This is a genomic window from Akkermansia muciniphila (assembly GCF_900184965.1).
GTDB classification, from domain to species: Bacteria; Verrucomicrobiota; Verrucomicrobiia; order Verrucomicrobiales; family Akkermansiaceae; genus Akkermansia; species Akkermansia muciniphila_A.
On the sequence record NZ_FXYA01000199.1, the window covers coordinates 37156 to 62073 of the forward strand.

The following is a 24918-nucleotide window of genomic DNA, read 5'->3' on the forward strand; positions in this document are numbered from 1 at the left end:
TCTGGCAACTTCATCTCCCCGGGTTTGGGGATTTCGCGTCCATTTGATATTTCATGTTTGACTTCAAAAGAGAAAACTGCCAAGAATGTATGACAGTTAAATTCACCATTTATCTCCATATGAACAAAACTATACTGTTAGGTTTGGCCATTGCGGCCTCCGTGTCTTCCGCCAGCGCCTATCATGCCGACAAATACGACGGCCAGTTCGGCATGTCCCTGGAAGGGGCTTATGGAATCGCCACCAAAGACGCCATGCCCAACGTGGCCGGCGGCAATCTGAGCATTTTCAACTATATTGAAACCGGCAGCATTGTTCATCAAATTTCCCTGAACGGCGGTATTCTGGCCGGTTCCCACCATCCCAGCGTGCAGGACCTGGGCATCAGTGGTTCTTATACCGCCAGCCTCCGTTCCACCTATATTCCGATGATGGCCGGTTACACGCTGAACCTTCCCATCGGCGACTACACCATGTTCTATCTGGGCGGCAAAATCGGCGCCACTTACGGCGACGTGAAGACCACCATTCATGGCCTGGAAGACGGCAGCCGTTCCCGCACCATTTCCTCCACCAAGTTTTCCTGGGCTGCTCAGGCCGGCTTCAAGTTCAGCATCTCCAACAGCGCGGACTTCGTGCTCGGCTACGAATACTACCAGATTCAGGGTTACAATGATCCCGGCTACCACACCATCAAGCTGGGCTTTTCCTGGAACTTCTAACAACCAGCTATCAGTTTTTACTGCCTTTCGGCGGCTCCGTTACACTGCGGAGCCGTCTTTTTTTGCGCATGAAATGCCAACCCGCACAACAGCGGAAAACAAGGGAACGAAAAGCTGATACGCCTCTTTAAACCGGGACGGCTCTTATCCGGAAAAAGGAGGACTGTTTCTTCCGGGATGTCCGGACGCAACAAGGCCGCCCCTCATTCAAGAGGGAGCGGCCCTGGAAAGTTCAGCAATTCAGTGGGATCTTACCTGGCAGGCTTGAACGGTTTGGGAGACGCATAGACTTCATAGTCCTTGATGCGGCCGTTTTCCCGGTTCTGGCGCGGCAGGTAGCGGAATCCTGAAAGTTTCTGCACCTTGCCCAGATCCAGCACGATCATGTGCGGGTGCTGGGGGTTGTCCCCCTGCCACTTGGTATGCCAGTAGGTGGTGGGCTGGTTGTCCATCACCAGGCCCGCCTGGGCGGCTTCCCCCGTCGTTTCATGAGAATCCGCATAAACCACAGACCACTGTTCGCGGGGAAGCAGGTTGCCGGAGGCATCCAGGAAGTTCAGCTCCGCAATGGCGGCATGGGGGCCGTTGTCATGGGCGTTTTTACTGACAATGGCGATGTAACGGGCCTGGACAGGAGCGCGGAATTTGATTTCCTGCTGATCCGCCCCCCTGGCGAAGGTCCCCTTATGCACCAGCTGGCCGGCAGCGGGAGCCACAGGTTTGCCCACGCGGAAGACATCCGCCATGGCGGGGTCTCTGTTGACTTCATAAATGGCTTCCTTCACCCCCTTCACCGTGCCGGAACCTCCGTCCACGTCCAACACCACGATTTCATTTTTCCCAGGCTTCAGGTATTCTCCGGGGCAATAAAGAGCCTGCTGGGAGCCGATAAACCAGAAGCGGCCCAGATTGCGGCCGTTCACCCACACGACGCCTTTCTTCCAGCCGTCCCGCATATCCAGGTAGGTATCCTTGGGATTGGAAACGTTGAAATATCCGCGGTGGAACACGGGCTGGTCGCCCGCCGGCTTCTTGCCGGAGAAGGGAAGAAGCTCCACTCCCTTGCACGGGAAGTTGTAGATAAGGAAGTTTTCCAGCTTTTTGCCGTCCAGCGTGATGGGCCCCCGGATGCCCTTGCGCTCGCCCTGGATCTGACCGCCGAAGTTGATGCGGCCCATGTTTTCCACAAAGATGTCCACCGTGTGAAGTCCGGAAGGAATCACCACGTCACAGGAATCCTGCTTGTAACGGCGATCCGCCGCCCCCTGCCTCTTGCCGTCCACGTAAACGATGGCGCGGTCCTGCATGTTGTTCATCTTCAGTTCTCCTTTCACCGGGCCTTGCACCTTTGTCCGGTACAGGATGAAGCCCAGGCTTTGCCCCAGGGCTTCCATGTGGACGGGATCCTTGCGGATGGCGGGCTGAGGAAGGCGGGAGAACATGCCGGCCGTTTCCGTAAACGTGATGGGGGGCAGCTCCATCATTTCCGGCTGGGCGGGAGGTTCGGGAAGCTTGTACGTATCACCGTAATAATCCTGAATGGTCTGGCGGAACGTGCGGTAGCGGTCCGTCAGGGTTCCGTTTTCGGAAATGGGGGAGCCGTAGTCGTAATTGGTGACGTCCGGCGTGTAGGCGCCTTCCCAGTTCGCCCCGTTCATGAAACCGAAGGAGGTCCCTCCATGCGCCATGAAAAGGTTGGGGGAAACATTATTTTCCAGCATCCACTTCAGATCGCGGTTGAAACCCTCCGTACTGCCGCCATTCTTGGGCTTGCCCCAGTGGTCAAACCATCCCACCCAAAATTCGCCGTTGATGCGGGGCGTTTTGCCTTTGTGCTTTTCCAGATTCGCAAAGGCGCCCTTGGCTCCGCCGCCGAAATTCATGGCGGGAACCACGCCCGGAAGCGTGCCGTTCTTGATCATCCAGTCATTCGGGCCGTCCGACGTGAAGGGGACCACGCCCGGAAGTTCTTTCCGAATCACGTCCAGGTGCTTCTTGACGTAATCCTTGTCGGAACCATAGGAGCCGTATTCATTTTCCACCTGGGCCATGATGATGGGGCCTCCCTTGGTGATCTGCAGCGGTTCCAGCATGGAACAGACTTTTTTAAGATAAGCCATGGCCGGTTCCAGAAAGCGGGGGTCCTGGGAACGGACTTTCAAATCTTCATCTTTCAGCAGCCAGCCGGGAAATCCGCCGAATTCCCATTCCCCGCACACATAGGGCCCCGGACGCACGATGACCCACAGGCCTGCTTGTTGGGCTTCCTTGATGAATTCCACAAAATCCAGATTGCCGGAGAAGTCCCATTTGCCCGGTTCCGGTTCATGAGCGTTCCAGAACAGATAAGTGCAGACGGTATTCATGCCCATGGCTTTCATGCGCTGGAACCTGTCTTTCCAGTGCTGGCGCGGCACGCGGGGGTAATGCATTTCCCCGGAAATGATTTTGACGGGCTTTCCGTCCATCAAAAAATTTTCCTGATTAGTGGAAAAGACATGTTTGGCTCCGTCATTGGATTCCGGCAGAGGCATGGGAGCGGCCACGCCAAGATGCCCTGCCAGAAGAAGAACGGGGAAAAAGGATAATTTCATGGTGATGGAATTAATAATTAATTGCAGTAAATGAGATGGGGATTATGATGAAAAACCTCCTCCTTTCAATTTAAAAAGAAACGGCGGCCTGGTTTTATTACGGAGCGGAACCATCCTTTCTTTCAAGATGCATTATTTGATGCTTTTCCTCAAACGGAACGCCCCGGCTCCGAGCCTCCAGCGTCTCCCTCTTTATTTCCTCATCCACCCAGTACAGGTGCGACTCCAGAGGATCGTAAATTCTGGGGGAACAGAACCGCGTGGGTGATTCCGGCCAGCGTATCCAGCGCCAGCAGGCGATATGCGTGTAGGGCTCCCTCCAGCCGGGAATCCAGACACAAAGTTCATGAAGACGCTGCTGGGCACGGTGAAGGGCCTGCTTCAGGGAATCGGTATCCGGGGCATTGCGTTCCGCATCCAGAGCGGCATCCAGTTCAGCGTCCGACACGGCAACAATATTATTCGTATTGCTTACGGGATTTCCGCGGGCGTCATACGCCAACTCGGAAGAGAATGTTTCATACAGCCGGGGGAACGGCGTCTGCAACGGCCACGCCCACAGAGCCGCCTGATACCGTTTTTCAAAAACCTTACGGGAACAGACACTGTAGGTAAGGGAATCCAGACGCAGGTCCACCCCGCACTTCAGCGCTTCCTGCCGGAGAATGGAACAGACATTGGTCATCAGGGTGGATGAATCCGCAAATGTCAACTCCACCACCAGCCGTTCTCCACGTTGATTTTTCAGCACGCCGTCAGTCCCCATTTCCCGGTAACCGGCGCGGGCAAAATATTCCATGGCTTTTTTCTTGCTGTATTCCGGCGCTTTCAACGGAAGAGTCAGGTCTCCGTACCCCTCCATGTAGGAACCGAGCCTTCTCATATTCCCGCGGAACAGGGTATCAATCACCATGCCCATGTTCACGGAATGCGCCAGCCCGCGGCGGATATCCGGATTTTTCAACAGTTTGTCCGAGCAATTCAGATACAGGCCGTACGGAGGGCAGGCATAATTGGCTTCCTGACTGTATTTATCTATATAGCCCCGGTGCACTTCCGGCTGCTCCAGCCCCGTTTCCCACACCTCCGGCTTGCGGACGTTCATGATGTCCAGATCCCCGCGGCGGAACATTTCTACCGCCCTGTTTTCCATGTTCACAAACACATGCTCCACCTGGTCCGCATTGCAGGAATGGCGGTAATACTTCCTGTCCTTTGCCCACCATTTTTTCACGCGGGCCAGGGTAATGCTTTCACCTATCCGGATTTTAGCGGGAACAGCCATGTAGCCTCCCGTATTTGGAGGGACTTTCCACTGGTAGCGTTCCAGAAACAGAGCGTTGAAATCATGATAAAAACCGGGATGGGCCGGATGAAAATCCACACAGGCCATGTAAGGCAGCAACGGCCCGCGGGACGGCAGCGTAAGGGCAATGACGGAATCCCCATATACCGTAATCTGGTCATACATGGAACGGAACAGGGTAGTCCAGAACGGGTCCCGGGCAAAACCGGACGTGCGGAGGCAAATATTCAACAGAAAATCCTGTGCTTTCACGGTGCGTCCGTCCGAATAGGCCGCTTCCGGATCCAGATGATAAAAAACGGTTTTTCCGTCTGCGGACAGGGCCCAGCGGTCCGCCAACCCCGGAATGGGGCGGAAGGTTTCCGGATGCAGCCCCACGAGGGGAAGCCACACGTTGTCAATGGCGGAGTAATTGAAAAAATTTTCACTTCCCGGTCCGAAAGCACGCAACGTTCCGGGAAACGGAGTATTGACCCACAACCGGACCTTCCCCCCCTTGACGGCGCGCGGATCGCCCACCTCCGTCTCTTCCATTCCGGTTTGCCATTCCAATCCGTCTGGCACGTCTTCCAGGGGAAGAAGGCGGATATGGTCTTTCAATAACAGCCTTTTCCTGATGCGTTCCACGGAACGGGACTGTTCCGCCAAACGCCGGCCGTCCCCTTCCCCTCGGGAAACGACCAGAAGTTTTTTCTTCCTTTCCCCTTCAGCCAACTCACGGCGCAGCTCCCGCTCCACGGCTCTGTTCCAGCGTTCCACAAAACCGTCAAATACGGCAGGCATTCCCCTGCCGTCCATCCGCCCGGAAATCTCATGCCAAACATCCCCCTCCCGCTGGGAAAAGTAGAAGACACCTCCCAGAAAGACGGAAAGGGCCAATGCCCCCAGTATGGATATCCAGCGCAACACAGCTCAGATGACTGCCGCATGTTAACCGATTCCGGGAACTACGGAAAACAGAAAGCCCATCTTCCGCGCGGAACTGTTCACTTCGCCTGAAACAGCCCGCAAAACGGAAGATGGGGGAGCAATCAACAATTAGTAGTGAAAGGAATTAGAATTCGACCGTCACACCGCCGAAGATTCCGAAGCCGCGGGCTTCACGCGGGCCGGAGTTATAATCATTCGTCATGATGAATTTCTGGTCAAACAGGTTTTCCAGACGCACATGGAGGGACACATTGTCCGTTACCTGGTAACGGGCGAACAGGCGCGCCGTAAAGAAATTGTCCAGACGGGCATAGTTGTAGTCCGTGCGTCCCATGGCAGCCGTCACGCCGAAGCCGACCGTCAGCTTTTCAACCGGGGAGGTATAAACCTCTGCGTTGATGGTGTGGCGGGCGGTATTGGCCATCTGAATGGTTTCGTATTTGCCGATGGAATCGCGCTTGGGCATCGTGAAGGTATAATTGGCATAATAGCCGCTGTTCCACGCGTCCTTGAACTGTCCCTTGAACGCTGCTTCCACGCCGTAGGAAGTACAGTGGGAATAGTTGGCGTAAGTGGTATAGGAATCAGGCCAGGCGCCTACGCTCATGGTGCCGATTTCATCGTCAATACGGGTCCAGAAGCCCGTCACGGAAGCATAATGGCCGTCCGCCAGACGCTGTTCCACTCCCAGGTCGCCGCCCAGGGACTTGGACACATCCAGATCAGGATTGCCAACATAACCGTAATTGGCCGCATACTGCTCAAAATAGGTGGGTGCGCGGAAACCGGAACCCACGGAACCGAAAATACGGGTGGGAGAATCCTTGCCCGTCACTTTCCAGGAATTGGAATAACGCCACGTAAAATGATTGTTCCAGACGGAATCATGTTCCAGGCGCAGGGCCACGCTGGCGTCAAAGCTGTCCGTGGGGGACCACATTTGCTCCGCAAAAAAGGCAAGCGTGCTTTGCCATTCATCCTTGGCAACGTAATTGTTTTCGCTCATGTAATCGGAACGGTCCCAGGCCATGCCGGCGATGGTTTTCCATTCCTTGTTCCACGTCAGTGCGTTGCGCCACTCCATCTGAAAGCGGCGGTTGCGCATCACGTTGGGCTGGAAGTCAAATCCGGGAGTATGGCAGGAATAGTCCATGTTGTAATGCCCCACCATGAAGCTGGTGGACCACAGCTTGGAAATCTCCGCATCCACACGCCCTGTCACCAGGTTGCTGCGGTTCTTGTCTTCCGTATTGTACAGATGGGAATCCGGAACGGAAGGCCACTGGCTGTAATCCACATACGGCGTGGGATATTCAAAGTAGGAATCCAGGCGGCGATAGGTAAAGTTCACCTTCACCTTGTCATTGACGTCATAGCCCAGGCGCACGGCTTCCTGCCACTGGCGGAAATCGTTCATGCCTGTCCTGTTGTCATAAATAGCCGGATAGATTGACGGATCGTTTTCCGTAGTTTCAAACCCAACGCCCACAAAATAGGAAAGCTTCTTGATCTTGCCGGATGAAGTGACATAGCTGTTGAAAGAGCCGAAGGAACCGGCCTCCGCAAAAATCCTGGTTACGGGCTCGCCTTCCCCCTCCGGAGTATCCATCGCGACGACACCGCCAATGGCTCCGGAACCGAAAACGGCGCCCTGCGCGCCTTTCACCACTTCCGCATTGCCCACCGTAAAGAGATTGGTGATGCCAAGCAGCTTGTTGCCGGACATATTGGCATCACTGATGCGCATGCCGTCAACCATGGTCAGGGTGTAGGTCTCCTTGTTCATCCCGCGGATGACGGTATTACTCACGGAACCGCGCTGCCAGGTGCCGCCTCCGTCCAACGTGAAAACGCCGGGCGTCTGGGAAAGAGCGCCCGTCAGGGTTTCAATGCCCGCCTTCTGGAATTCTTCCGGTTTGATGATGGAAACGGACACTCCGGAGCGATTGTACGGCACGCCCACAAAGTGAGACGCCATGGTCAGTTCCGGCATCACCTGCATGGTTTCCGTTTTGACGGAGGGCTTGGAGTCTTCCTTTTTAGCGGACTCGGCAAGGGAGGACTGGCCTGCGAATGCGGCAAGGCCAACAGCAATAGCGCCCATTTGAAGGGCTTTCTTCGTATAAAGCATGGTTGTAGTGCCTTACGTTCGGTAACTCGCCGAACAGTTGGACAACCTCACAGGCTGGTTTCCTGGCTTGCGAGTCAGGCTCGCTTACAGTGGCGGTACCGCTCCGGATTCACACCGGGATTCCCCATCTATTTCCTGCCCGGCTACGGGCGTCCCTGAGGTCTGTAACCCTTCCCATAAGGGTTCATGGGACGGATGAAATACCAAAGAGACCGGTATGACAAGACAAAAAATTTTTTCTTTGAACATTCCGCCGTCTTGAGAACGTTTCCTCGTTTCGGCGCCTTTCTTTTCATCCCTCTTTTCCATACAGGGCGTTCCATTTTTGTCTTGTCACTCCCGGCGCATACAGGACATGATGCGCTCATGACGCGCCTTGTTCCCACTGTTCCGGGACTGGGAAGATTTCCCGTTTCCGGCGAAGCCTCCGGTTCTGAGGAATTCCGAATTTGCAAGGCGTTTCCTTTCTTTCTCCGGTACGGGCAGACCTTTGGCGCGCCGGTTCCAATCACTGTAGCATGAACGTTTTTTCACATGGCGGAGACTTAAAATCCCTGGCGGCGGAAGCCTGCCGCCCGGAACGGGATATTCTGGACTTCAGCGTCAACCTGAGGCCGGAAGGAATGCCGGAGTTCATCGCCTCAGCGCTGTGGAAGGCCATGGAAAACGCGGTACCCTACCCTTCTCCGGACATGGCGGATTTGCGTGATCTGGCGGCGGTTCATTATGGGATTCCAGCCGGCTGCTTTGCATTTGGGAACGGGGCCAATGAACTCATTCACGCCCTTCCGCGCGCATTAAACCTGAAACAGGCCGTCATTCCGGAACCCGCTTTTTCCGAATACAGGCTGGCCTGCCTGCGCCACGGCACGGATGTTCTTTCCATCCGGACGGAGGAACGGAATTCCTTCCTCCCGTCTCTTCGCCGTCTGGCGGAACAGGCAGCAAACGGAAGCGCCATTTTTCTGGCGAATCCCGCCAATCCGTCCGGTGGCCTGCTGGACGCAGAGGCCCTGCGCAGGGCCGTTCAGGGCCGCCCTGAAGTCATCTGGATCATTGATGAATCTTTCATGGATTACGCAGAAGGGACGAAATCGCTGCTCCGGGAAGCATCCCTCCTGCCCAACCTAGTGGTGCTGCGCTCCCTGACCAAGTTTTACGGCATGGCCGGCGTCCGGTGCGGTTTTTCCATCTGCGCCGCTCCACTCGCGGAGCGGCTGCGGCAATCCCTGCCCGCCTGGAACGTGAACGCCTTCGCGGCGGCGGCGGTGAGGGCCGCTCTGGAACACCCCTCTTCCTGGGCGGACAGGGAACGCGCCCGGAACCGGGAACGCCGGGATGACCTGTTCCGCAGGCTTTCCTCCCTGCCGGGTGCCGCCGTACTCCCGTCTGAGGCCAACTTCCTGCTCTTCCGCCTGGCGGGGGCGCCTCATGGCCTGGCAGCCAGGCTCCTGAAAAAATACGGCATCGCGCTGCGCGACTGTTCCAATTATCCGGGACTGGAAACGGGCGGCTGGTTTCGCTCCGGCGTCCGCACGCCGGAGGAACACGCCCTGCTGGCAGAAGCTCTGCGCGCCGAACTGGCGGGAGACGGCCCTTCCATTATCCGTAAATCGCCCAGACCGGCCCTGATGATTCAGGGCACCTGCTCCGATGCAGGAAAAAGCGTGCTCACGGCAGCCCTGTGCCGCATTTTCCTTCAGGACGGCTACCGGGTGGCCCCGTTCAAGGCGCAGAACATGGCCCTCAACTCCGGCGTAACTGCGCTGGGAGAGGAAATGGGCCGCGCCCAGATAGTGCAGGCCCAGGCCTGCCGCGTTGATCCGGATGCCAGAATGAACCCCATTCTTCTCAAGCCCCATTCCAATACCGGCTCCCAGGTGATCGTGATGGGGCGGCCCGTAGGCAGCATGGACGCGCGGGAATACTTCACGGCCAAAAGGCACTTCTGGCCGGACGTATGCAAGGCATACGATTCCCTGGCGGATGAATATGAACTCCTCTGTCTGGAAGGGGCCGGAAGCCCCGGAGAAATCAACCTGAAATCAGCAGACGTGGTCAACATGAACATGGCCCGCTACGCGCGTGCCAGGGTTCTGCTCGCCGGGGATATTGACCGGGGCGGCGTATACGCCTCCTTTCTGGGAACGTGGATGACATTCGCCCCATGGGAAAAAGAACTGCTGGCGGGGTTCGTGGTCAACAAATTCCGAGGAGACCCGGATCTGCTGGTCCCTGCGCACAGCTACATGCGGAACCATACGGGCAAGCCCGTGCTGGGCGTCATCCCGATGATGCGGGACATCAACATTCCGGAAGAAGACCGCGCCACGCTGCCCCCTGGCCACGGGGAGCACGGGAAACATGCGGATTGCCTGGATGTGGCCGTGGTCATGCCCGCCCACGTCTCCAATTTCACGGACTTCGCCCCGCTGGCGGCGGAACCGGACGTCCGGCTCCGCCAGGTGCGGACACGGGAAGAATGGGGAAATCCGGACCTGGTCATCCTGCCCGGCACTAAAAGCGTGGCGGCGGATCTGGCCTCCCTCCGTTCCGCCGGGCTGGAAGACCTCATCCGCCGTCATGCCGGAAAAGGAAAATGGATTCTGGGCGTCTGCGGGGGGCTGCAAATGCTGGGAACGGACATTCTGGACCCGCTGCACATGGAATCCCCGGAGGAGCGCACGCCGGGGCTGGGGCTGCTGGAACTTTCCACCACCTTCGCCGCCGCCAAAACCCTGCTCAACGTGCGCCGGGCAAGCACGCCGCTGGCCCCTCCCGCCGCAGGCTATGAAATCCACCACGGCGTCACCAGCCACAAAGAATCCAGCCCTCCCGTCATGTTCCGGGAAGACGGTTCCCCCTGCGGCTACGGCAAAGGCCGCATCTGGGCCACGTACCTGCACGGCATGCTGGACGGAGACCAATTCCGCCGCGCGTTCATCAACATGGTCAGGAAAGATTCGGGGCTGAAGGCCAACCCAGCCCTGCACACCGCTTATGACCTGGACGGAGCGCTGGACCGTCTGGCGGAGGTAGTCCGGAAACATCTGGATCTGAAAACCATTTACCGAGCTCTCCAACTGAAACGCTGACCCATGTTCCCGTGCCCGTTCATCCTGCCTGCGGCCTTCCTGCTGGATATTCTGGCGGGAGAACCGCCCAACAGGCGCCATCCCGTCTGTCTGATCGGCCGGTGCGCGCGCCGCATGGAAACACTGGCGAGGCAGAGGTGGGGAGGAACTTTTCATGCGGGAATGGCGGCGGCGCTGGCAACCTGTATCCCTGCATGGTTCGGATGCGCGGCGCTCTTCCTCCCCTTTTCCTTATTATCCTCCCTCCGTGCATCCTGGATTCCGTCCGTTCTGGTCATTTACATCTGCATGGCCCCGCGCAGCCTGGCCGAGCATGCCCGGAACGTGGAAAACGCCCTGCGCAACGGGAATGATGGAGAAGCCCGGCGCTCCGTCTCCATGATCGTGGGGCGGGATACGGAACGGCTGGACCGTCACGGCATGGCCAGAGCTGCCATTGAAAGCGTGGCGGAAAATCTGACGGACGGCGTCTTTTCCACCTTGTTCTGGGCCGCCGCAGGCAGCCTAGCTGGGGGCTTCTTCGGCGCGGCCTTTGCCGCGCTGACGCACCGCGTTTTCAATATTCTGGACGCCATGTGGGGAAAAAAGAACGACCGGTACAGACACTTCGGCACCTTTGCCGCACGCACGGACGATGCTCTCAATTTCCTACCCGCCCGCCTCATCCTGCCGTGCATTTCCCTGGCGGCCCTCTTCGTGAAGAAAACTTCCGCCCGGAGGGCGCTCACCACGGGCTGGGCCTTCCGCCGCGCCCATGCCAGCCCCAATTCCGCCTGGAGCGAGGCGGCTTTCGCGGGCGCGCTGGGCCTCCGCATCGGCGGCCCGGTCTCCTACAAGGGAATTCCTGCGGACTACCCGTGGATAGGAACCGGGCGCACGGAAGCTACCGTCAGCGACCTGGCCCTGGCCATACGCCTCATGTGGATGACCGCCGCCGCGGGCACGGTGCTCTTCACCCTCATCCTCTTCTTTATTCCCTACTTCTGACCATTATGAACAAACTGCATATTCCCCCGCTGGACGAACAGGCTGCAAAAGCCGCCCTGGATCATCAGAAAATACTGGCCAAGCCCCCCCTCGCCCTGGGGAAGCTGGAACCCGTAGCCATCCGGATTGCCGCCATGACCGGCAACCCCGCGCCGCGCCTGAAAGACAAGGCTGTGGTCCTCTTCGCCGCGGACCACCACATAGCCGACCACGGCCTCAGCCTGACGTCCACGGACGTCACTTACATCCAGACCCGCAACTTCCTTCAGGGCGGGGGCACCATCAACGCCTTCACGCGCAACGCGGGAGCCCGGCTCTCCGTGGTGGACGTGGGCGTGAATTACGACTTCGGCGATCTGCCGGGGCTGGTGAAAAGAAAAGTCATGCACGGCGCCAACGACTTCAGCAGGGGACCGGCCATGGCAAGGGAACAGGCGATGGAATGCCTGCAAGTGGGCATTGACATGGCCCGTGAAGAAAAAAGCAAAGGGCTGGACATCGTGGCCGCCGGAGAAATGGGCATCGGCAATACGACGCCCTCCTCCGCCATCGTGGCCGTGCTCACGGGAACCCCGGTGGAAACCGTGACGGGACGCGGTTCCGGCGTCAAGGGGGAAGTCATCCGCAAAAAAATAGAGCTCATTGAACAGGGTATCGCCTTGAACAAACCTGACCCCTCCGACGCCATCGATGTGCTGGCGAAAGTGGGAGGACCGGAAATAGGAGCCATGGCCGGACTGATGCTGGGCGCGGCCTCCCTGCGCGTCCCCATCGTCATTGACGGCTTCATCGCCGGGGCGGCGGCGGCCATCGCCCAGGGCATCCGCCCGGAAGCGGCGCAATACTTCATCGGCTCCCACAACTCCGCGGAACCTGGGCATCAGCTCATTATGGACCACATCGGCGTCACCATGTACATGGACCTGGGCCTCTGCCTGGGGGAAGGCACGGGGGCTGCCCTGTTCTTTCCTCTGCTGGACGCCGCCACGCGCGTGCTGTCTGAAATGAAAACCCTGCCGGAGCTGGACATTACCGTTCCGCGCTGACCCCAGCTTCCCCGTATTTATGACTGTCATCACCACCATCCGCTCCGCCTTCGGCTTTCTGACCCGGCTTCCGGTAGGACCGTGGCCGCTGCAAAACGACCTGAACGGCATCTCCGCATGGCTCCCGCTGGTCGGACTCGTCGTGGGAGGGCTGGCGGGCGTCCTGACCTGGGCGGCCACCCTGCTCTTTCCCCCCCTGGTCTGCGGCGTCATCGGCTGCGCCTGCTGGGTAGCCGTCACGGGCGGACTGCATCTGGACGGAGTGGCGGACTGCGGGGACGGACTGCCCGTGGAAGTGCCGAGGGAACGCCGGCTGGAAATCATGAAAGACTCCCGCCTGGGAACCTTCGGCGGCACGGCTCTGTTCTTCAACCTGGCATTCAAGGGAGCCGCTCTGGCGGCTCTGGCGGCCTGCGATTCCCGGGAACTTCTGCTCACGGCGTGCGCTCTTGCAGGATTGCTGGCCCGCAGCCAGATCTTCATCGCCATGCGCTTTCCGGGCGCGCGCCCCGGCGGCATGGGGGAAGCTTTCAAGCAGGGGACACGCCCCGTTCACGCCCTGATAGCCGCCGCCGTCACCCTGGCTGCCTGTGCGCTGGCAGGATGGCACGGACTGTACGCCCTGCTCGCCGCCCTGGCCGGTTCCACGGCGTTGCTCCTGTATGCCCGCCGCCGCCTGGGCGGCGTCACCGGGGATGTGTTCGGCTGTACCGTGGAATGCACGGAATGGATCGTCCTGCTCACCTTCTGCACCTTATGAAAACTCCGCACAAATGCCGCGTTCCTGGCCTCAACATCGGCTGCACCTCCTTCATCATCCCGGACTACTACGTGCCCGCCATCAGGGAATGCGTCCATTACGCGGATGATGTCGCCCTGCTCCTGCTGGAAGCCGGAGACTGCGGCAAAGAACTCATTACTCCTGCGGAAATACGGGAACTGGCCGGCATCGCCGCTGATGCCGGGGTCAAATGGAACGTCCACCTGCCCACGGACGGCGGTTTCGCCACGGAAGAATCAAGCCGCCGCTATACGGAAAACATCATCCGCGCCATTGACCTGACACGGGAACTGGAACCCCACACGTGGGTCATGCACGTGGTTACGGACCATATTCCCGGCCCGGACATGCGCCCCCACCTTACGGAGCGTGAAACGGAACGCATCCTCCGCAGCCTGGAGCAAATAACGCCCCATTTGCCCGCTCCGGAATGCCTGGCCCTGGAAAATCTGGAACGCCACCCGACCGACTACCTGGACAAACTGGTCTCCGCCACTCCCCATTCCCGCTGCTTTGACATAGGCCATGTCTGGAAGGAAGGTCTGCGGCCGGAAAAACTGCTGCCGCTCTGGCTGCCGGACATACGCATGTGCCACCTGCACGGGCTGGAAAAAAGGGACCACAAATCCCTGCACCACATGCCCCCCGCCACGCTGGACGCCATCCTGCACCCCATGTGGGATATCCGATTCTCCCCCCCCATTACCCTGGAAGTCTTCAGCCTGGACGACTTTCTGAACTCCCACCAGGCCATGCTGGAATCCCATGAACGCTACATCACCAAACACTGACGCCAATACCGCACGCATGACGCTCGTCCTGGGCGGCATCAGAAGCGGCAAAAGCCAATACGCTGAACAAATAGCCGCCGGATTCGGGGGAAAAATCCTGTACGTCGCCACGGCGGAAGTGTGGCCCGGGACCGGCTCCATGGAATACCGCGTGCGCAAGCACCGGGAACGCCGTCCTGAAAGCTGGCTCACGCTGGAATGTCCCCGTCATGTAGCTTCCGCCGTCAGGGAATCCGGCTTGCTGGACCAGGTGGACGGCGTCATTCTGGAATGCGTCACCCTGCTTGCCTCCAATACCCTGTACGCACAGAAGGACCCCACGGACTACGAACCGTTCCAGGAAGCGCTGATTGAGGAAATAGAAGCTCTGAAAAAACTCATCCGCCAATCCCCCGTGCCATGGGTGCTTGTTTCTTCTGAAACCGGCATGGGCATCAGCCAGTCAGATGCGGAAACGCGCCATTACTGCGACGGGCTCGGCATTGCCAACCAACTCCTTGCCAGAAGCGCGGATGAAGTTTACTTCATGGTCGCGGGGCTGCCCCTGACCGTGAAAAAAGGCTGAACCACCCGGAGAACGATGCTCCCATTGGTCAGGAAAAGAAAATGCCGGACATGAAGCGTATCATCACCCTGTGCCATGTTGGCATCGCTTTCATCATCCATGAAAAACGCTTCCGGGAAACTCGTGGCACAGGCAGGAACTACATGAGGAATCCGGCATCCATCCGGGACGCCATACCTTAAACGTCAACGCCGGTCTGAACCGGGCCATCTCCAAAGCCTGGAACACCGGAGCCTTTTACCGACAGGAACAGCGGAAACACGTGATCAACCAGAACGTTAACGCTGCCGTGCGCTGCTTATCTCAAACACTTATTTCCAACCGGAAACATGACGGAGAGAATCCGCGGGAAATTCCCTCCGTTTTTTCCGCGGCTCACTATATTCCACAGGAAATTCTTGACTCTCCGGCCCTCTTGCCTCTTAATTCTTTTGCCTCATGTGCCGTCGTGGCGGAATGGTAGACGCGCTCGACTCAAAATCGAGTTCCAAAAGAGTGTGGGTTCGAGTCCCACCGGCGGTACCAACTTCAACAAAAAGACTACCTCGTTAGAGGCAGTCTTTTTTTATTCTACCTATTGAATATCAAAAGAGTTACATCGTTTCCCCCTGTCCACAAATTCCGTCCATTTACTAGGGGAACGCTAAAATGCGTTGACGTTTTGTGTAAAAAATTGTGTAAGTAATCCGTGGCTATCATCAGACATCTTCCAACGTCCCGGTTCTGGATTGCTCAATTTGCCCGCAAACTCCCTGACGGCGCGTGGAAAACTGTTTCCCGCTCCACAAAGATTCCAGTTGAACCGCCTCCCGGTTCCGAACAAACGGCCAAGGAACTACGGGAAACTGCTCAGGAGATCGCCAATACCTACGAACGCACCGCCAATCAAAAACTCAAAGCTACCCATATCCGGCGCGTACTCGCTGACCTGAGCAATGATACGCTCAGGCTTCCATCCGTGCGGGAATGGATTGAAGAGAGGCTCGCCCTCATGTCCAAATCAAAAAAAGAAGCCACCTACCGGAACTACAGAGACGCAACGCGCCTCTTTTTTGAATGGATAGAAGAAAAAGATGCTCTTCCGCTGGATTCCGTCACATCTCTTATGATGGACGAATTTCAAAACTGGCTGAACAGCCGTTTCCGTCCGTCCACCCGAAAAAAACATTTTAGTGCCATCCGCCATTTTTTCAGCATCGCAAAAAAATTGAACCTGCTGGACACTGACCCTTGCGAAGCGGTGACGCATCTTTCATCCCTTTCCCGCGCCGTTTCCTCAGAAGTTTCCCGCCGCCCGTTTAGCTTAGAAGAGCTTCAACTTATCCTGAACAACAGCAACGAGGAATGGCGCAGTATGATACTCACCTCCCTATATACAGGCGGCCAACGGCTGGGAGATATTGCCTGCCTCCAATGGGATGCCGTAGATTTTGAAAAAGGCACTCTCCACTTTCGCACCCAAAAACGCGGCAAATCCCTTGTCGTCCCTTTGTGGAACCGTTTACGCGCTTTGCTGGAAGAAAAATACCCCCACCGCATCAACGAGTACATACACCCCTCTGCGGCTCAAAAATACCAGCGCACGGGAAGATCATCCGCCCTGTCCAACGAATTCGGAAAAATCCTCTTCACCTGCGGTCTTATTGAACGCGATCCGTCTCTTGCCGGAAAACGATATAAGAAACAATATGGAACTTCTCAGGACAAAACCCGGCAAAAAAACGCCCTTTCCTTTCATAGTCTACGTTACACGGCTACCACTCTGCTTCATGAAGCGGGAGTGCCGCCCATGATTGTACAGAAAATAGTAGGTCACGATTCAGCGAAGATCCATGAAGGATACGCCGCTTTCTCCCTGCGGGAATCGGAAGAAGCCTTCAACAAATTGCCCTCATTCTAGTCGTTGCTGATGGCACCGGCCAGAATCAGGCCATGCCCCCGTGCAATGCTCAGTTCCAAGGCACGTTTATATTGCCCATCCGTGGGAGCCACTACATTCACCCAGCCGTTCCCCTCACTCACAGGGAACAGTTGCATACTCCCGGAACCACAGCCACACTTGGCACCAGTCAAATCCACCTCATCCATCAGCACGCTCACTTTCGGAGTAACAGTTTTCATTCCGCTAAACTCCGGCAAATCCATTTGGGTCGTCCTCAATACGGCAGTAAACGGCACACTCTTTTTTCCCACGCAATCATAATCGCGGGCTTCCCAATCCATCTTTTCGAGCATAACTTCCCCATCCCTTTGCACCGCAAGGAATAATTCATCCACCGCCCTACCTGTCGCCGTACAGGCCAAGCCAACAACATCCCCCCCAAAATCCCAGCAAAACCAAGAAGCAAGTTCCTGATCCGGATTATACAGCATCCCCATCAATTTACCTGCATACTCCCCGGATTCCGGAACAACCCACGCCACCGGTTCCGGCGCACGTTGCCATACCATTCCGTTAATTCCTCCGCTCAACACGCCGTAGGAAAATACGGTCATATCGCGTGCGAAATAAAATTCATTATCCATCGAATAACTAATGCGCCTCAACCTCTTTCCGGAACGATCAACAAACATGATCGAATCCGTAGTCATTAACACGTCACTTGTTGAAAAGCTTCCGCAATTACTGTGCTGTTCTGCTACGGCAGAAGAACTGCTCAGTACGTCGGCTTTAATAGACCTGACGGCCACTTCCCCGCAGGTTGTCCCACACAGCAAAGCCGTTCCAGAACTCGCCGCCCACACAAGTTCGCTTTGTTGACTGCTCACAAGCGTTAATAACATGGCATCCGCCGTATTATCGCCGGTACGGAAATTGAAATAATCGTCCACGGCACTAAACCACAGCGTCAGAGGCTGTCCGGACGTGCCGCCGAACACCAGCCGCCCGGCATGTAACACGCATGTTACAGGGAAACCGTTTTGCTTCCGGAATGCAAAAAAATCCCACTCCCAGCAATGGCGCACGTCAAACATGTCAGGATCATTTAACAGGGTCACTTGTCCTGTCCCATCATCCTTTAAGGAAACAATCTCCGCATAATTGATTAAATCAAACCTCTTACGCTTAAAATACTTCTTGCCCATATTACTAACGGCAAGATTAACGTCATGCTCTAAAATAACGCACCTCATCAACAAAGGAACGCCATCATTATTGCCCGTTAAAATGACCTCCGTATTAGGCGTATAGGAATCAACATTGGTAATCATGTTCTCCCACCTCAGACCATCAGAAGAAGTCTGAACTGCCCACAAATTATAATCGGATTTATTGACAGACCCAAACTCAAATTCCCCGCTCACCACCGAACGGAAAAACTCTATCCCAGGCTCAAAATAAGACGGCCACGCATCCAAATCGGCACCGCTTGCTACCGTTGAATCAGCAGTCCATTCCTTCACGCAAGTCCAATACTTACGAATGCCGGAAATATCGGAATACAACTTTTTACCTATAGCATAACTCGTTGTCTTGAGGTTTGCCGCCGACAATCCATTCATGTGTTGGCTCACATCGAAATACCTCTTCCGTTCGCTGATTTTATGCCGTATTGCCAGTACGTCGCCTACACAAAACATCTTACCGTCATACTCCGCGCAAATCACATCCCCATCTTCGGAAGGTGTTACAGTCATCCTGCGGAAAACCTCTATCACAGGCTGTTCCGTCCAGTTGGAATTACTGGAATATTCATAAAATTTAAACCGCAACAATGTATCCCGTTCTACAGTTTCTTCTAATTCCGTCAGTTTCCCGTCAAATCGGATACGTTCTTTCCAAGAAGATCCGTTATCGGTAGAAACCTCTATAATGACTGTACCTGCCCATTTACCCGGAAAATTCAAACGATAGGTCATGCCGCCCGCCACCGTCACGGAAGGGAAATAATTATAATAAGCTTCCGACTTGCCCGTAGTCAAACTGGCCTTTTCCCAATAATAAACCCCCTTCCCTGAATGATACTGTACAATGATAATATACTCATTATTCAGCTTATATCCATGTTGCTTCACATATTGCTGAAAGCCAAAGCTATAAGTCTTCCTGTCCACTTCTACCACTTCCTCCCCCGATTCCAATGTATTCTCTCCGGTCTCCCCTCGTTCGCAAAAATCCCAGGCATCCGCTACCCTGAAATTCACTCCGGAAAACGACAAAGGGAAAGACTGATTAAAACTCCCTTCTAATGGATAATGATCCCACGTAATTTCTGCCACATCATACACGCCGCCCCGGTTCGTCAACTTCACGGGCAATCTGTTGGAATTGGTAATGATAACCAGATCATTAATTTGCCGCATCCGGACAATGCCGCCATTAGAATCATAAGCGCACCGGAACAATTTGACACCATCCTCAGAAAAAATAATCAACTCCGCGTCCAGCACCACGACCACGGACAACATCCCGTCCGACCAGCGGAACGCTCGCATGGCAACAGGCCGTCCGGATAAATCCGCCAACCACCGGCTACCGAAACGCCTGCGGACGGCACCGGATTGCAACAACTCAAAATTCTTCATTTCCACGCATGCGCGTGAAACACCGTCCACATCAATCCTGCCAGCCAAATCACGGGACATCAGCCCGGAACCAAAACCAAACCTGCTAAACTTCATAAATCAATAAGTAGGGGGGAAAAAATCACCATCCACGCCAATCATGGCATCCAGCGGAGCCACAACCCGCCCATTACTCGCATACTGCCTGACATCAACCAATTTTGCCTCATCTAAAACAACATCGTATAACTTATGCAAAGACAGCTTCTTATCCATACTGCCTGACACAATCACGGCCAAACGTTCTGACGTTTTACACACAACGCATTCTATGAAATACGCCGGCAGATCTGCCACACCGTTATTCTCCAAAGCGTCCACGCAACTCCGGGAGATATACAACACCTCTAAACAATTTCCTGCAAAACACCTTAATTCACGGCCAAGCAGTTCATAGCTCTTTGCTGAACACCATAACATCAAAAGAAAATCATCAGGAAGAGCAAACACTCCATCATTCCCGGATAATGTCACCCGCTTTCGTGCAAAATACCACGAATGACCTTCCAGACATCTCAACAATACCCCCTTGATGATCTTTAATGACTGTTCATAATGAGGATGCTCGCAACCCGGCAATTCTGTCACCCCTAAGGCTTCATATGCTTCTTCGCGTATATCTAAAATACTGATATTCATTATTTATTATTTGGAGGTGAAAAACTTGAAAAATGCCACGGCGGCAGGGTTGGTAATGACGAACTCCGGGTAATCACAGGAAGTGAACACCCTGCGCCCGCCCTGCGGATTGACGGCCTCAACGGTCAAATCTACGGCAAGAACATATTTATAACGCTCATCCGCAACATCATACGTACACACCATACCTAACCGCGCCCATACTTGGGAAGCCTGCCAGTCCTCACCCATGCCCACCAGCGCGGCAACTACGGCCTCCATGGCCGGGGCATGGTCCGCGGGTATCTCGTCGGGAGCATATCGGGCTGTCCGGGTGTATCCGTCCGCGTCCTGATAGACGGCTGTCAGGGTGAATTCCTGCCAGTTGCCAGGCTGGGGGAATTGAATTTGTATCTCGGAATTATTCATAAGGCGTAAACTCGTAAGTAGAAGTTGACTGTATCAACCGGGTTTCCAATGCTCGGAACGCCGCATAAGAGCCATTAGGCTGGTTATACCCCGGAACTGTCAGTTGACGCATCGCCCCAATGAAGCTAAACGCATTGATGCCGGAGCTATCCCAATAAACCCGATCTACTCCGGTAAAATCAAAACTGTCTTGAAGAGCGTGCAGATCGGCAATGCACAACAGCCGGCGGGTATCGTAAGCATTAGACCCTATCCACAACCCCGCCTCCGCTCCACTGGTGGCAACCCTGTTTTGAACACAAGCTAAAAACATGGTAGCCGATGGATTTGTATTGAACGACGGAATTACGGACTGCGTTTCATGCACCACCCACTTCCGCGCCGCCGTGTCATACATCAACTCCCTGACCCGGACGGGATATCCAGCAGGAGAAGACGACGCGTCAGACTGCAAATAAAACGTCACATCAACAAACCGCGGGAAACTCGCGGTACTACCGGGAGCCGGAGACAGCGTGAACATATCCAGAGATTCGGCAGTCTTCTCAACCACAGAACCACGTTTGCCAATGGAAAAAGAAATTTTACGCGCGACAGTACTGCCCGTGTTGCCCGCCGCCAGAGGCAACACAAACCCGCACCATCCAGAATAATTGCTTACGCCCAGGAATGGATTAAGAAAATGAACCTTAATCGTGCAGGAGCCTTCCGCGGTCTGCTTCAACCGAAAGCACCATCCGGGAACGGTCTGCTCAACCGTTGCGGCCGCGCCGTATGAATTAAAACTGGAAAGGAAACTCTGGGAAGCAAACGCCTCCGTCACGGCGGCCAGCCCGGAAGCGTAAAGGCGATTGACGCCGGATTCATTGGTCGGCGCCCCCACGGCCTGCGGGATGTTCACCCCTCCGTTGGCGTTGACAGTCCCGTCAAACGTGCCTCCCGCGGCGGTGATATTGCCGGCCAGCGTCATGTTGCCGGAGGCATCCACCTGCGGCATGGCCGCCAGAGCCTGTTGGGCCGCCGTCGCGGAATTGGCCGCATTGGTGGCGGAGGTCGCGGCATTAGTCCCCACTTCATTAATACGATTTTCCGCCTGAACTATGGCCTCTTTAGCGGTTTCGGCACGCTGAACAAGCAGCGTAATCGTCCCCACCGCGTCCCTCCGGGTAGATTCCACCGATGCCACAGCGGACTTCCCGGCCTCCGTAATAACCGTGGTAGCCGTCTCTTTAGCTTCCTCCACCGACTGAACCGCTTCTTCCCGGCCTGATTCCACCGATGACACAGCGGACTTCCCGGCCTCCGTAATGGTCGTGGTAGCCGTCTCTTTAGCTTCCTCCACCGACTGAACCGCTTCTTCCCGGGTAGATTCCACCGATGCCACGGCAGACTTCCCAGCCTCCGTAATGGTCGTGGTAGCCGTCTCTTTAGCTTCCTCCACCGCCTGAACCGCTTCTTCCCGGGTAGATTCCACCGATGCCACGGCAGACTTCCCAGCTTCCGTAATAGCCGTAGTAGCCGTAACTACAACATCCTCAAAACCATCTAATTTCTGTACAATAAATTCTTTCAGTTCCCGAATGGAAGAAACATGACCTCTTGCCTCTTCGGCAAATGCCCCGGCTTTTCGGCTCAATAAATCTACCAGCCCAACTTCTGACAATTCAACAAGGATAATGCCATCCGCAGTATCCGGCAAAACCAACGTAGCCGCATGATTAACAGAATAACTTTCCTGATCTAACGGAGGCATTACACGTCCGGAAACCACAAATGCCCCCCGAACCAACGCTTTTTCCACCTGTCCCGTCACTAAGAACAAATCGAAACTATGCCGCCCGGCTGGAAGGCCAGACCATCCAAACAATACCTTCCCCCCTTCTGCGGAGCACATCAATTCCCGCAGGGGAGCCGTATTCACGGCCCCCCTGAAAGTCACGCCTTCCAAATCTACCACACTCCCCGCAGAATCTGTAAGCGTCAGCTCAAACACCTGAGCCAGACCGCTCACCGTCTTAATATCCATCACGGCGGGTTCCAGCCCAGCCCACGTATTCAGCTCAACCATATCTTACACCTGTTGGAAATACCCATCTATGGCGCGGGCAATCGCTACGCAAAGCGCGTCAACCCGCTCTTCTAATCTGTCGCAATCCGTAACATGGGAGGATGCAAACGCAGGTTCCAGCATCAACGCCGGCATCCGAGTATCCTTAAAATAATAATACCCTCTGTCACTCTTAAACTTAACCGGCTTCAAACCGCGATCCGGCAACTTCAGTACATCACACATTGCCGCCTGTATCAGTTCAGCCGCTTTCTTCCCGTTTTTGGAGGCGTACCAATACAACGTTTCCGTCCCTCCAATTCCCGTATCTGCGCCGTTAAAATGAAACTCTACGGCCAAATCCGCGCCAACGGCATTACACCTCCGAGCCGCGTAAATCGGTGTCGTTCCCCCAGCCTCAGACCGGTTGCACACCACAGCCTCATAACCCAGCCGCTCCAACTCATCCTTCACCTTGCCAATATGCGCCGTCCAGAAAGAAAACTCTGAATGCTTCCGAGAAGTCATTACAGACCCGCCATCCTGCGGGCTATGCCCGATGCTCAAAGCAACAACCTTCATTTCCCGCATCCTTTCCCTTTATTTTTCTTATTTCTTGCCATAACTATCTCTCTTTAAGACATTATTTATTTCTCAAACTTCCTCTCGATATCTTCTACCCTTAAAGCCAACAACTGAATGGCTTTAGCCGTTTCTACCTGAGCCTGCGTCTGCATGGTCATTAAATCACAAAGCCGGTCATTGTGGTGGCTGACCACCTCCCCGATGTACCAGCACGCCCCGCCGCAAATAGCCAAAGACATCATGACACAGGCAATCACCGGAGACGCCTTAGCGATTTCCAAAAAACGTGCCGGCACTTCGGAAAGTTTGCACATAGCCTTTTACTTCTTTAGCGATTGAACAACAGGAGCTATTTCATCCTGAGACTTCACTACGGACACCACCACAGCCCCCGTCTTCCCGTCACGGGACACCACCAGCATCCCCTGTTCGGAAGACAGGCTCATACCGGCAGAAGTAGAGCAACCGCCCAACAGCGCAGATGCCGCATAAACCAGACAGGCAAGAACCAGCCACAACAGCCGTTCCCACCATTTCAATCCTTTGCCTTCCGTCTTCTGATAGGCATCTTTCACGCCCTGCTTTCCGGCCTCAATAGCCGCCTTTTTCTCTTCATCAGTAAGCTTTTTCATGATTTTCAACTTCTTTTTTCTGATTCTTTTATTCACTATTAGCTATTTATATTAAATGTCCTGAGAAAAATCCTCAGGACGGTTTCATTACGCTACATCCGCTTCTTCGTAGCATTTAATAGCTACTACACCTTTATCTTCGGCTCGTACCCCACCAAGAGCTATTGAAGTGAAAATCTGCGGGCAATTCTTTTTATCAGCACGTTTACTGATTTCACTTCGGGACTCTTCCCAGAAGCCAAATTCTAAAGCATCCTTCACGTAAGCTACGCAAGTTCGCACCTTTGATTCCTCGTCATAAGGCAAAGCTTCGGTGACAATCCATTCAAACCCCATAAATGTCTTCAAATCACCGTCTATCAATGCCTTCACAGCCACATACTGTTCACTGGAAGCTTTTTCATCTCCCAGCATTCTCATTAATTGATCAACGGAAACCAACAAAAACGCACTATCACCGCGTTTCATGGCTTCAGCCTTCATCAACCTTCTCTTGGCAAGACGTATTTTATCAAACGTCAGGCCAGTAACGATTCCCGTTTCTTCTTTTCCAAGAGGTTCATACTGTGCATCTACAGCAACTATCTGAGAAGGGGGTAATGCCAGTTTATCCGTTCCGTGTGCTCCAACCAAGGCATCCCCCAAAAGAGCATTAACCATTCGATCATCAATAGTGCGCTCACAAGCGGCCAGCATGGCATCCTGCGTTTCGCTGAAAACCTGATCCGCTAATTGAGATGTCAAATCAAACTGCTTGTCATGGACATATCCATCTTCGTAAAACTCCGGATACATCCAGCGTTTTTGAAATGTATTTGCATTGTCAGGCGTTTGTCCTTTGCCGTCTGTCGATTTGGTCAGAGTACGCTTTCCAATAGTTGAAATCTCAACAAGTTTGTCTCTCAACCCGGTACGCACTCTGCATCGTCCCCGCAATCTAGAAGCCGTCTGTTGCAGAGATGCCCGTAACCTACGACTATACTGGATTGTCTTTATGTCTTCTGATGTCAATTCATTTGCCATGCCTGAAACATGACGGAAGGCAAAATAAAAAACTATCCTGCTAATGATACACCTACCGCAAAATGTCCCA

General features: G+C 54.9%; 20 protein-coding genes, 1 tRNA gene and 1 riboswitch. Of the genes, 10 read left to right on the forward strand and 11 right to left on the reverse strand.

Going from position 1 to position 24918, the window contains the following annotated elements; all coding sequences use genetic code 11:
* Window positions 1-119 precede the first annotated feature (119 nt).
* A complete protein-coding gene (locus tag CI070_RS07395) occupies window positions 120-722 on the forward strand; it encodes a porin family protein (RefSeq protein ID WP_179218390.1) in 603 nt (200 codons plus the stop codon).
* Between the two features lie 251 nt (window positions 723-973).
* Here CI070_RS07395 and CI070_RS07400 read toward each other — a convergent pair whose 3' ends face one another.
* From CI070_RS07400 to CI070_RS07410, 3 genes are all read right to left on the reverse strand, one after another.
* A complete protein-coding gene (locus tag CI070_RS07400) occupies window positions 974-3316 on the reverse strand; it encodes a beta-galactosidase (RefSeq protein ID WP_094136393.1) in 2343 nt (780 codons plus the stop codon).
* 97 nt (window positions 3317-3413) lie between these two features.
* Window positions 3414-5531 (reverse strand): extracellular solute-binding protein, encoded by a 2118-nt coding sequence (locus tag CI070_RS07405; RefSeq protein ID WP_143247151.1) that lies wholly within the window; start codon window positions 5529-5531, stop codon window positions 3414-3416.
* Window positions 5532-5676: 145 nt separating this feature from the next.
* Window positions 5677-7683, reverse strand: a complete 2007-nt coding sequence (locus CI070_RS07410) for a TonB-dependent receptor plug domain-containing protein (protein ID WP_094136395.1) — start codon at window positions 7681-7683, stop codon at window positions 5677-5679.
* 35 nt (window positions 7684-7718) lie between these two features.
* A riboswitch (cobalamin riboswitch) is annotated at window positions 7719-7855 on the reverse strand.
* Window positions 7856-8201: 346 nt separating this feature from the next.
* Here CI070_RS07410 and CI070_RS07420 point away from each other — a divergent pair.
* The 9 genes from CI070_RS07420 to CI070_RS07460 all read left to right on the forward strand — a co-directional run bounded on the left by CI070_RS07420 (window position 8202) and on the right by CI070_RS07460 (window position 16848).
* The gene (locus CI070_RS07420) at window positions 8202-10778 is read left to right on the forward strand and encodes a cobyric acid synthase (RefSeq protein WP_094136397.1); all 2577 of its coding nucleotides are present in this window, start codon (window positions 8202-8204) and stop codon (window positions 10776-10778) included.
* A 3-nt stretch (window positions 10779-10781) separates the two neighbouring features.
* Entirely contained in the window at window positions 10782-11765 is a 984-nt protein-coding gene (gene cbiB / locus CI070_RS07425) for an adenosylcobinamide-phosphate synthase CbiB (RefSeq protein ID WP_094136398.1), read from the forward strand.
* A 5-nt stretch (window positions 11766-11770) separates the two neighbouring features.
* Window positions 11771-12811 carry a nicotinate-nucleotide--dimethylbenzimidazole phosphoribosyltransferase gene (gene cobT, locus CI070_RS07430; RefSeq protein WP_094136399.1) on the forward strand — a complete coding sequence of 347 codons (1041 nt, stop codon included), beginning with the start codon at window positions 11771-11773 and terminating at the stop codon, window positions 12809-12811.
* Between the two features lie 19 nt (window positions 12812-12830).
* A complete protein-coding gene (gene cobS / locus CI070_RS07435) occupies window positions 12831-13571 on the forward strand; it encodes an adenosylcobinamide-GDP ribazoletransferase (RefSeq protein ID WP_094136400.1) in 741 nt (246 codons plus the stop codon).
* The gene (cbiR, locus tag CI070_RS07440; RefSeq protein ID WP_179218391.1) at window positions 13568-14383 is read left to right on the forward strand and encodes a cobamide remodeling phosphodiesterase CbiR; all 816 of its coding nucleotides are present in this window, start codon (window positions 13568-13570) and stop codon (window positions 14381-14383) included. Before cobS ends, cbiR begins: the two co-directional genes overlap by 4 nt.
* Window positions 14358-14948, forward strand: a complete 591-nt coding sequence (locus CI070_RS07445) for a bifunctional adenosylcobinamide kinase/adenosylcobinamide-phosphate guanylyltransferase (RefSeq protein ID WP_094136402.1) — start codon at window positions 14358-14360, stop codon at window positions 14946-14948. The genes cbiR and CI070_RS07445 overlap by 26 nt, the downstream gene beginning before the upstream one ends.
* A gap of 50 nt (window positions 14949-14998) precedes the next feature.
* A complete protein-coding gene (locus CI070_RS14125; RefSeq protein WP_256943552.1) occupies window positions 14999-15130 on the forward strand; it encodes a hypothetical protein in 132 nt (43 codons plus the stop codon).
* Window positions 15131-15390: 260 nt separating this feature from the next.
* A tRNA-Leu gene (locus CI070_RS07455) sits at window positions 15391-15473 on the forward strand.
* A gap of 163 nt (window positions 15474-15636) precedes the next feature.
* Entirely contained in the window at window positions 15637-16848 is a 1212-nt protein-coding gene (locus CI070_RS07460) for a tyrosine-type recombinase/integrase (protein ID WP_094136404.1), read from the forward strand.
* On the opposite strand, the gene CI070_RS07465 is transcribed toward CI070_RS07460, so the two are convergent.
* From CI070_RS07465 to CI070_RS07500, 8 genes are all read right to left on the reverse strand, one after another.
* Window positions 16845-19571, reverse strand: a complete 2727-nt coding sequence (locus CI070_RS07465; RefSeq protein ID WP_094136405.1) for a hypothetical protein — start codon at window positions 19569-19571, stop codon at window positions 16845-16847. The two genes, CI070_RS07460 and CI070_RS07465, sit on opposite strands and share 4 nt — an antisense overlap.
* 3 nt (window positions 19572-19574) lie before the next feature.
* Window positions 19575-20153 carry a hypothetical protein gene (locus tag CI070_RS07470; RefSeq protein WP_094136406.1) on the reverse strand — a complete coding sequence of 193 codons (579 nt, stop codon included), beginning with the start codon at window positions 20151-20153 and terminating at the stop codon, window positions 19575-19577.
* Window positions 20154-20159: 6 nt separating this feature from the next.
* Complete coding sequence (locus CI070_RS07475; RefSeq protein ID WP_094136407.1) at window positions 20160-20561, reverse strand: hypothetical protein; 402 nt, start codon at window positions 20559-20561, stop codon at window positions 20160-20162.
* Window positions 20554-22629 carry a hypothetical protein gene (locus CI070_RS07480; protein WP_094136408.1) on the reverse strand — a complete coding sequence of 692 codons (2076 nt, stop codon included), beginning with the start codon at window positions 22627-22629 and terminating at the stop codon, window positions 20554-20556. The genes CI070_RS07475 and CI070_RS07480 overlap by 8 nt, the downstream gene beginning before the upstream one ends.
* Before the next feature lie 3 nt (window positions 22630-22632).
* Window positions 22633-23190, reverse strand: coding sequence for an N-acetylmuramoyl-L-alanine amidase (locus CI070_RS07485; protein WP_179218392.1), 558 nt, complete (start codon window positions 23188-23190; stop codon window positions 22633-22635).
* 65 nt (window positions 23191-23255) lie between these two features.
* On the reverse strand, window positions 23256-23507 hold the full coding sequence (locus tag CI070_RS07490; protein ID WP_094136410.1) for a hypothetical protein: 252 nt from the start codon (window positions 23505-23507) through the stop codon (window positions 23256-23258).
* Window positions 23508-23513: 6 nt separating this feature from the next.
* Complete coding sequence (locus tag CI070_RS07495; protein ID WP_102747129.1) at window positions 23514-23825, reverse strand: hypothetical protein; 312 nt, start codon at window positions 23823-23825, stop codon at window positions 23514-23516.
* An 87-nt stretch (window positions 23826-23912) separates the two neighbouring features.
* A complete protein-coding gene (locus tag CI070_RS07500; protein WP_256943553.1) occupies window positions 23913-24848 on the reverse strand; it encodes a phage capsid protein in 936 nt (311 codons plus the stop codon).
* Between the last annotated feature and the right edge of the window lie 70 nt (window positions 24849-24918).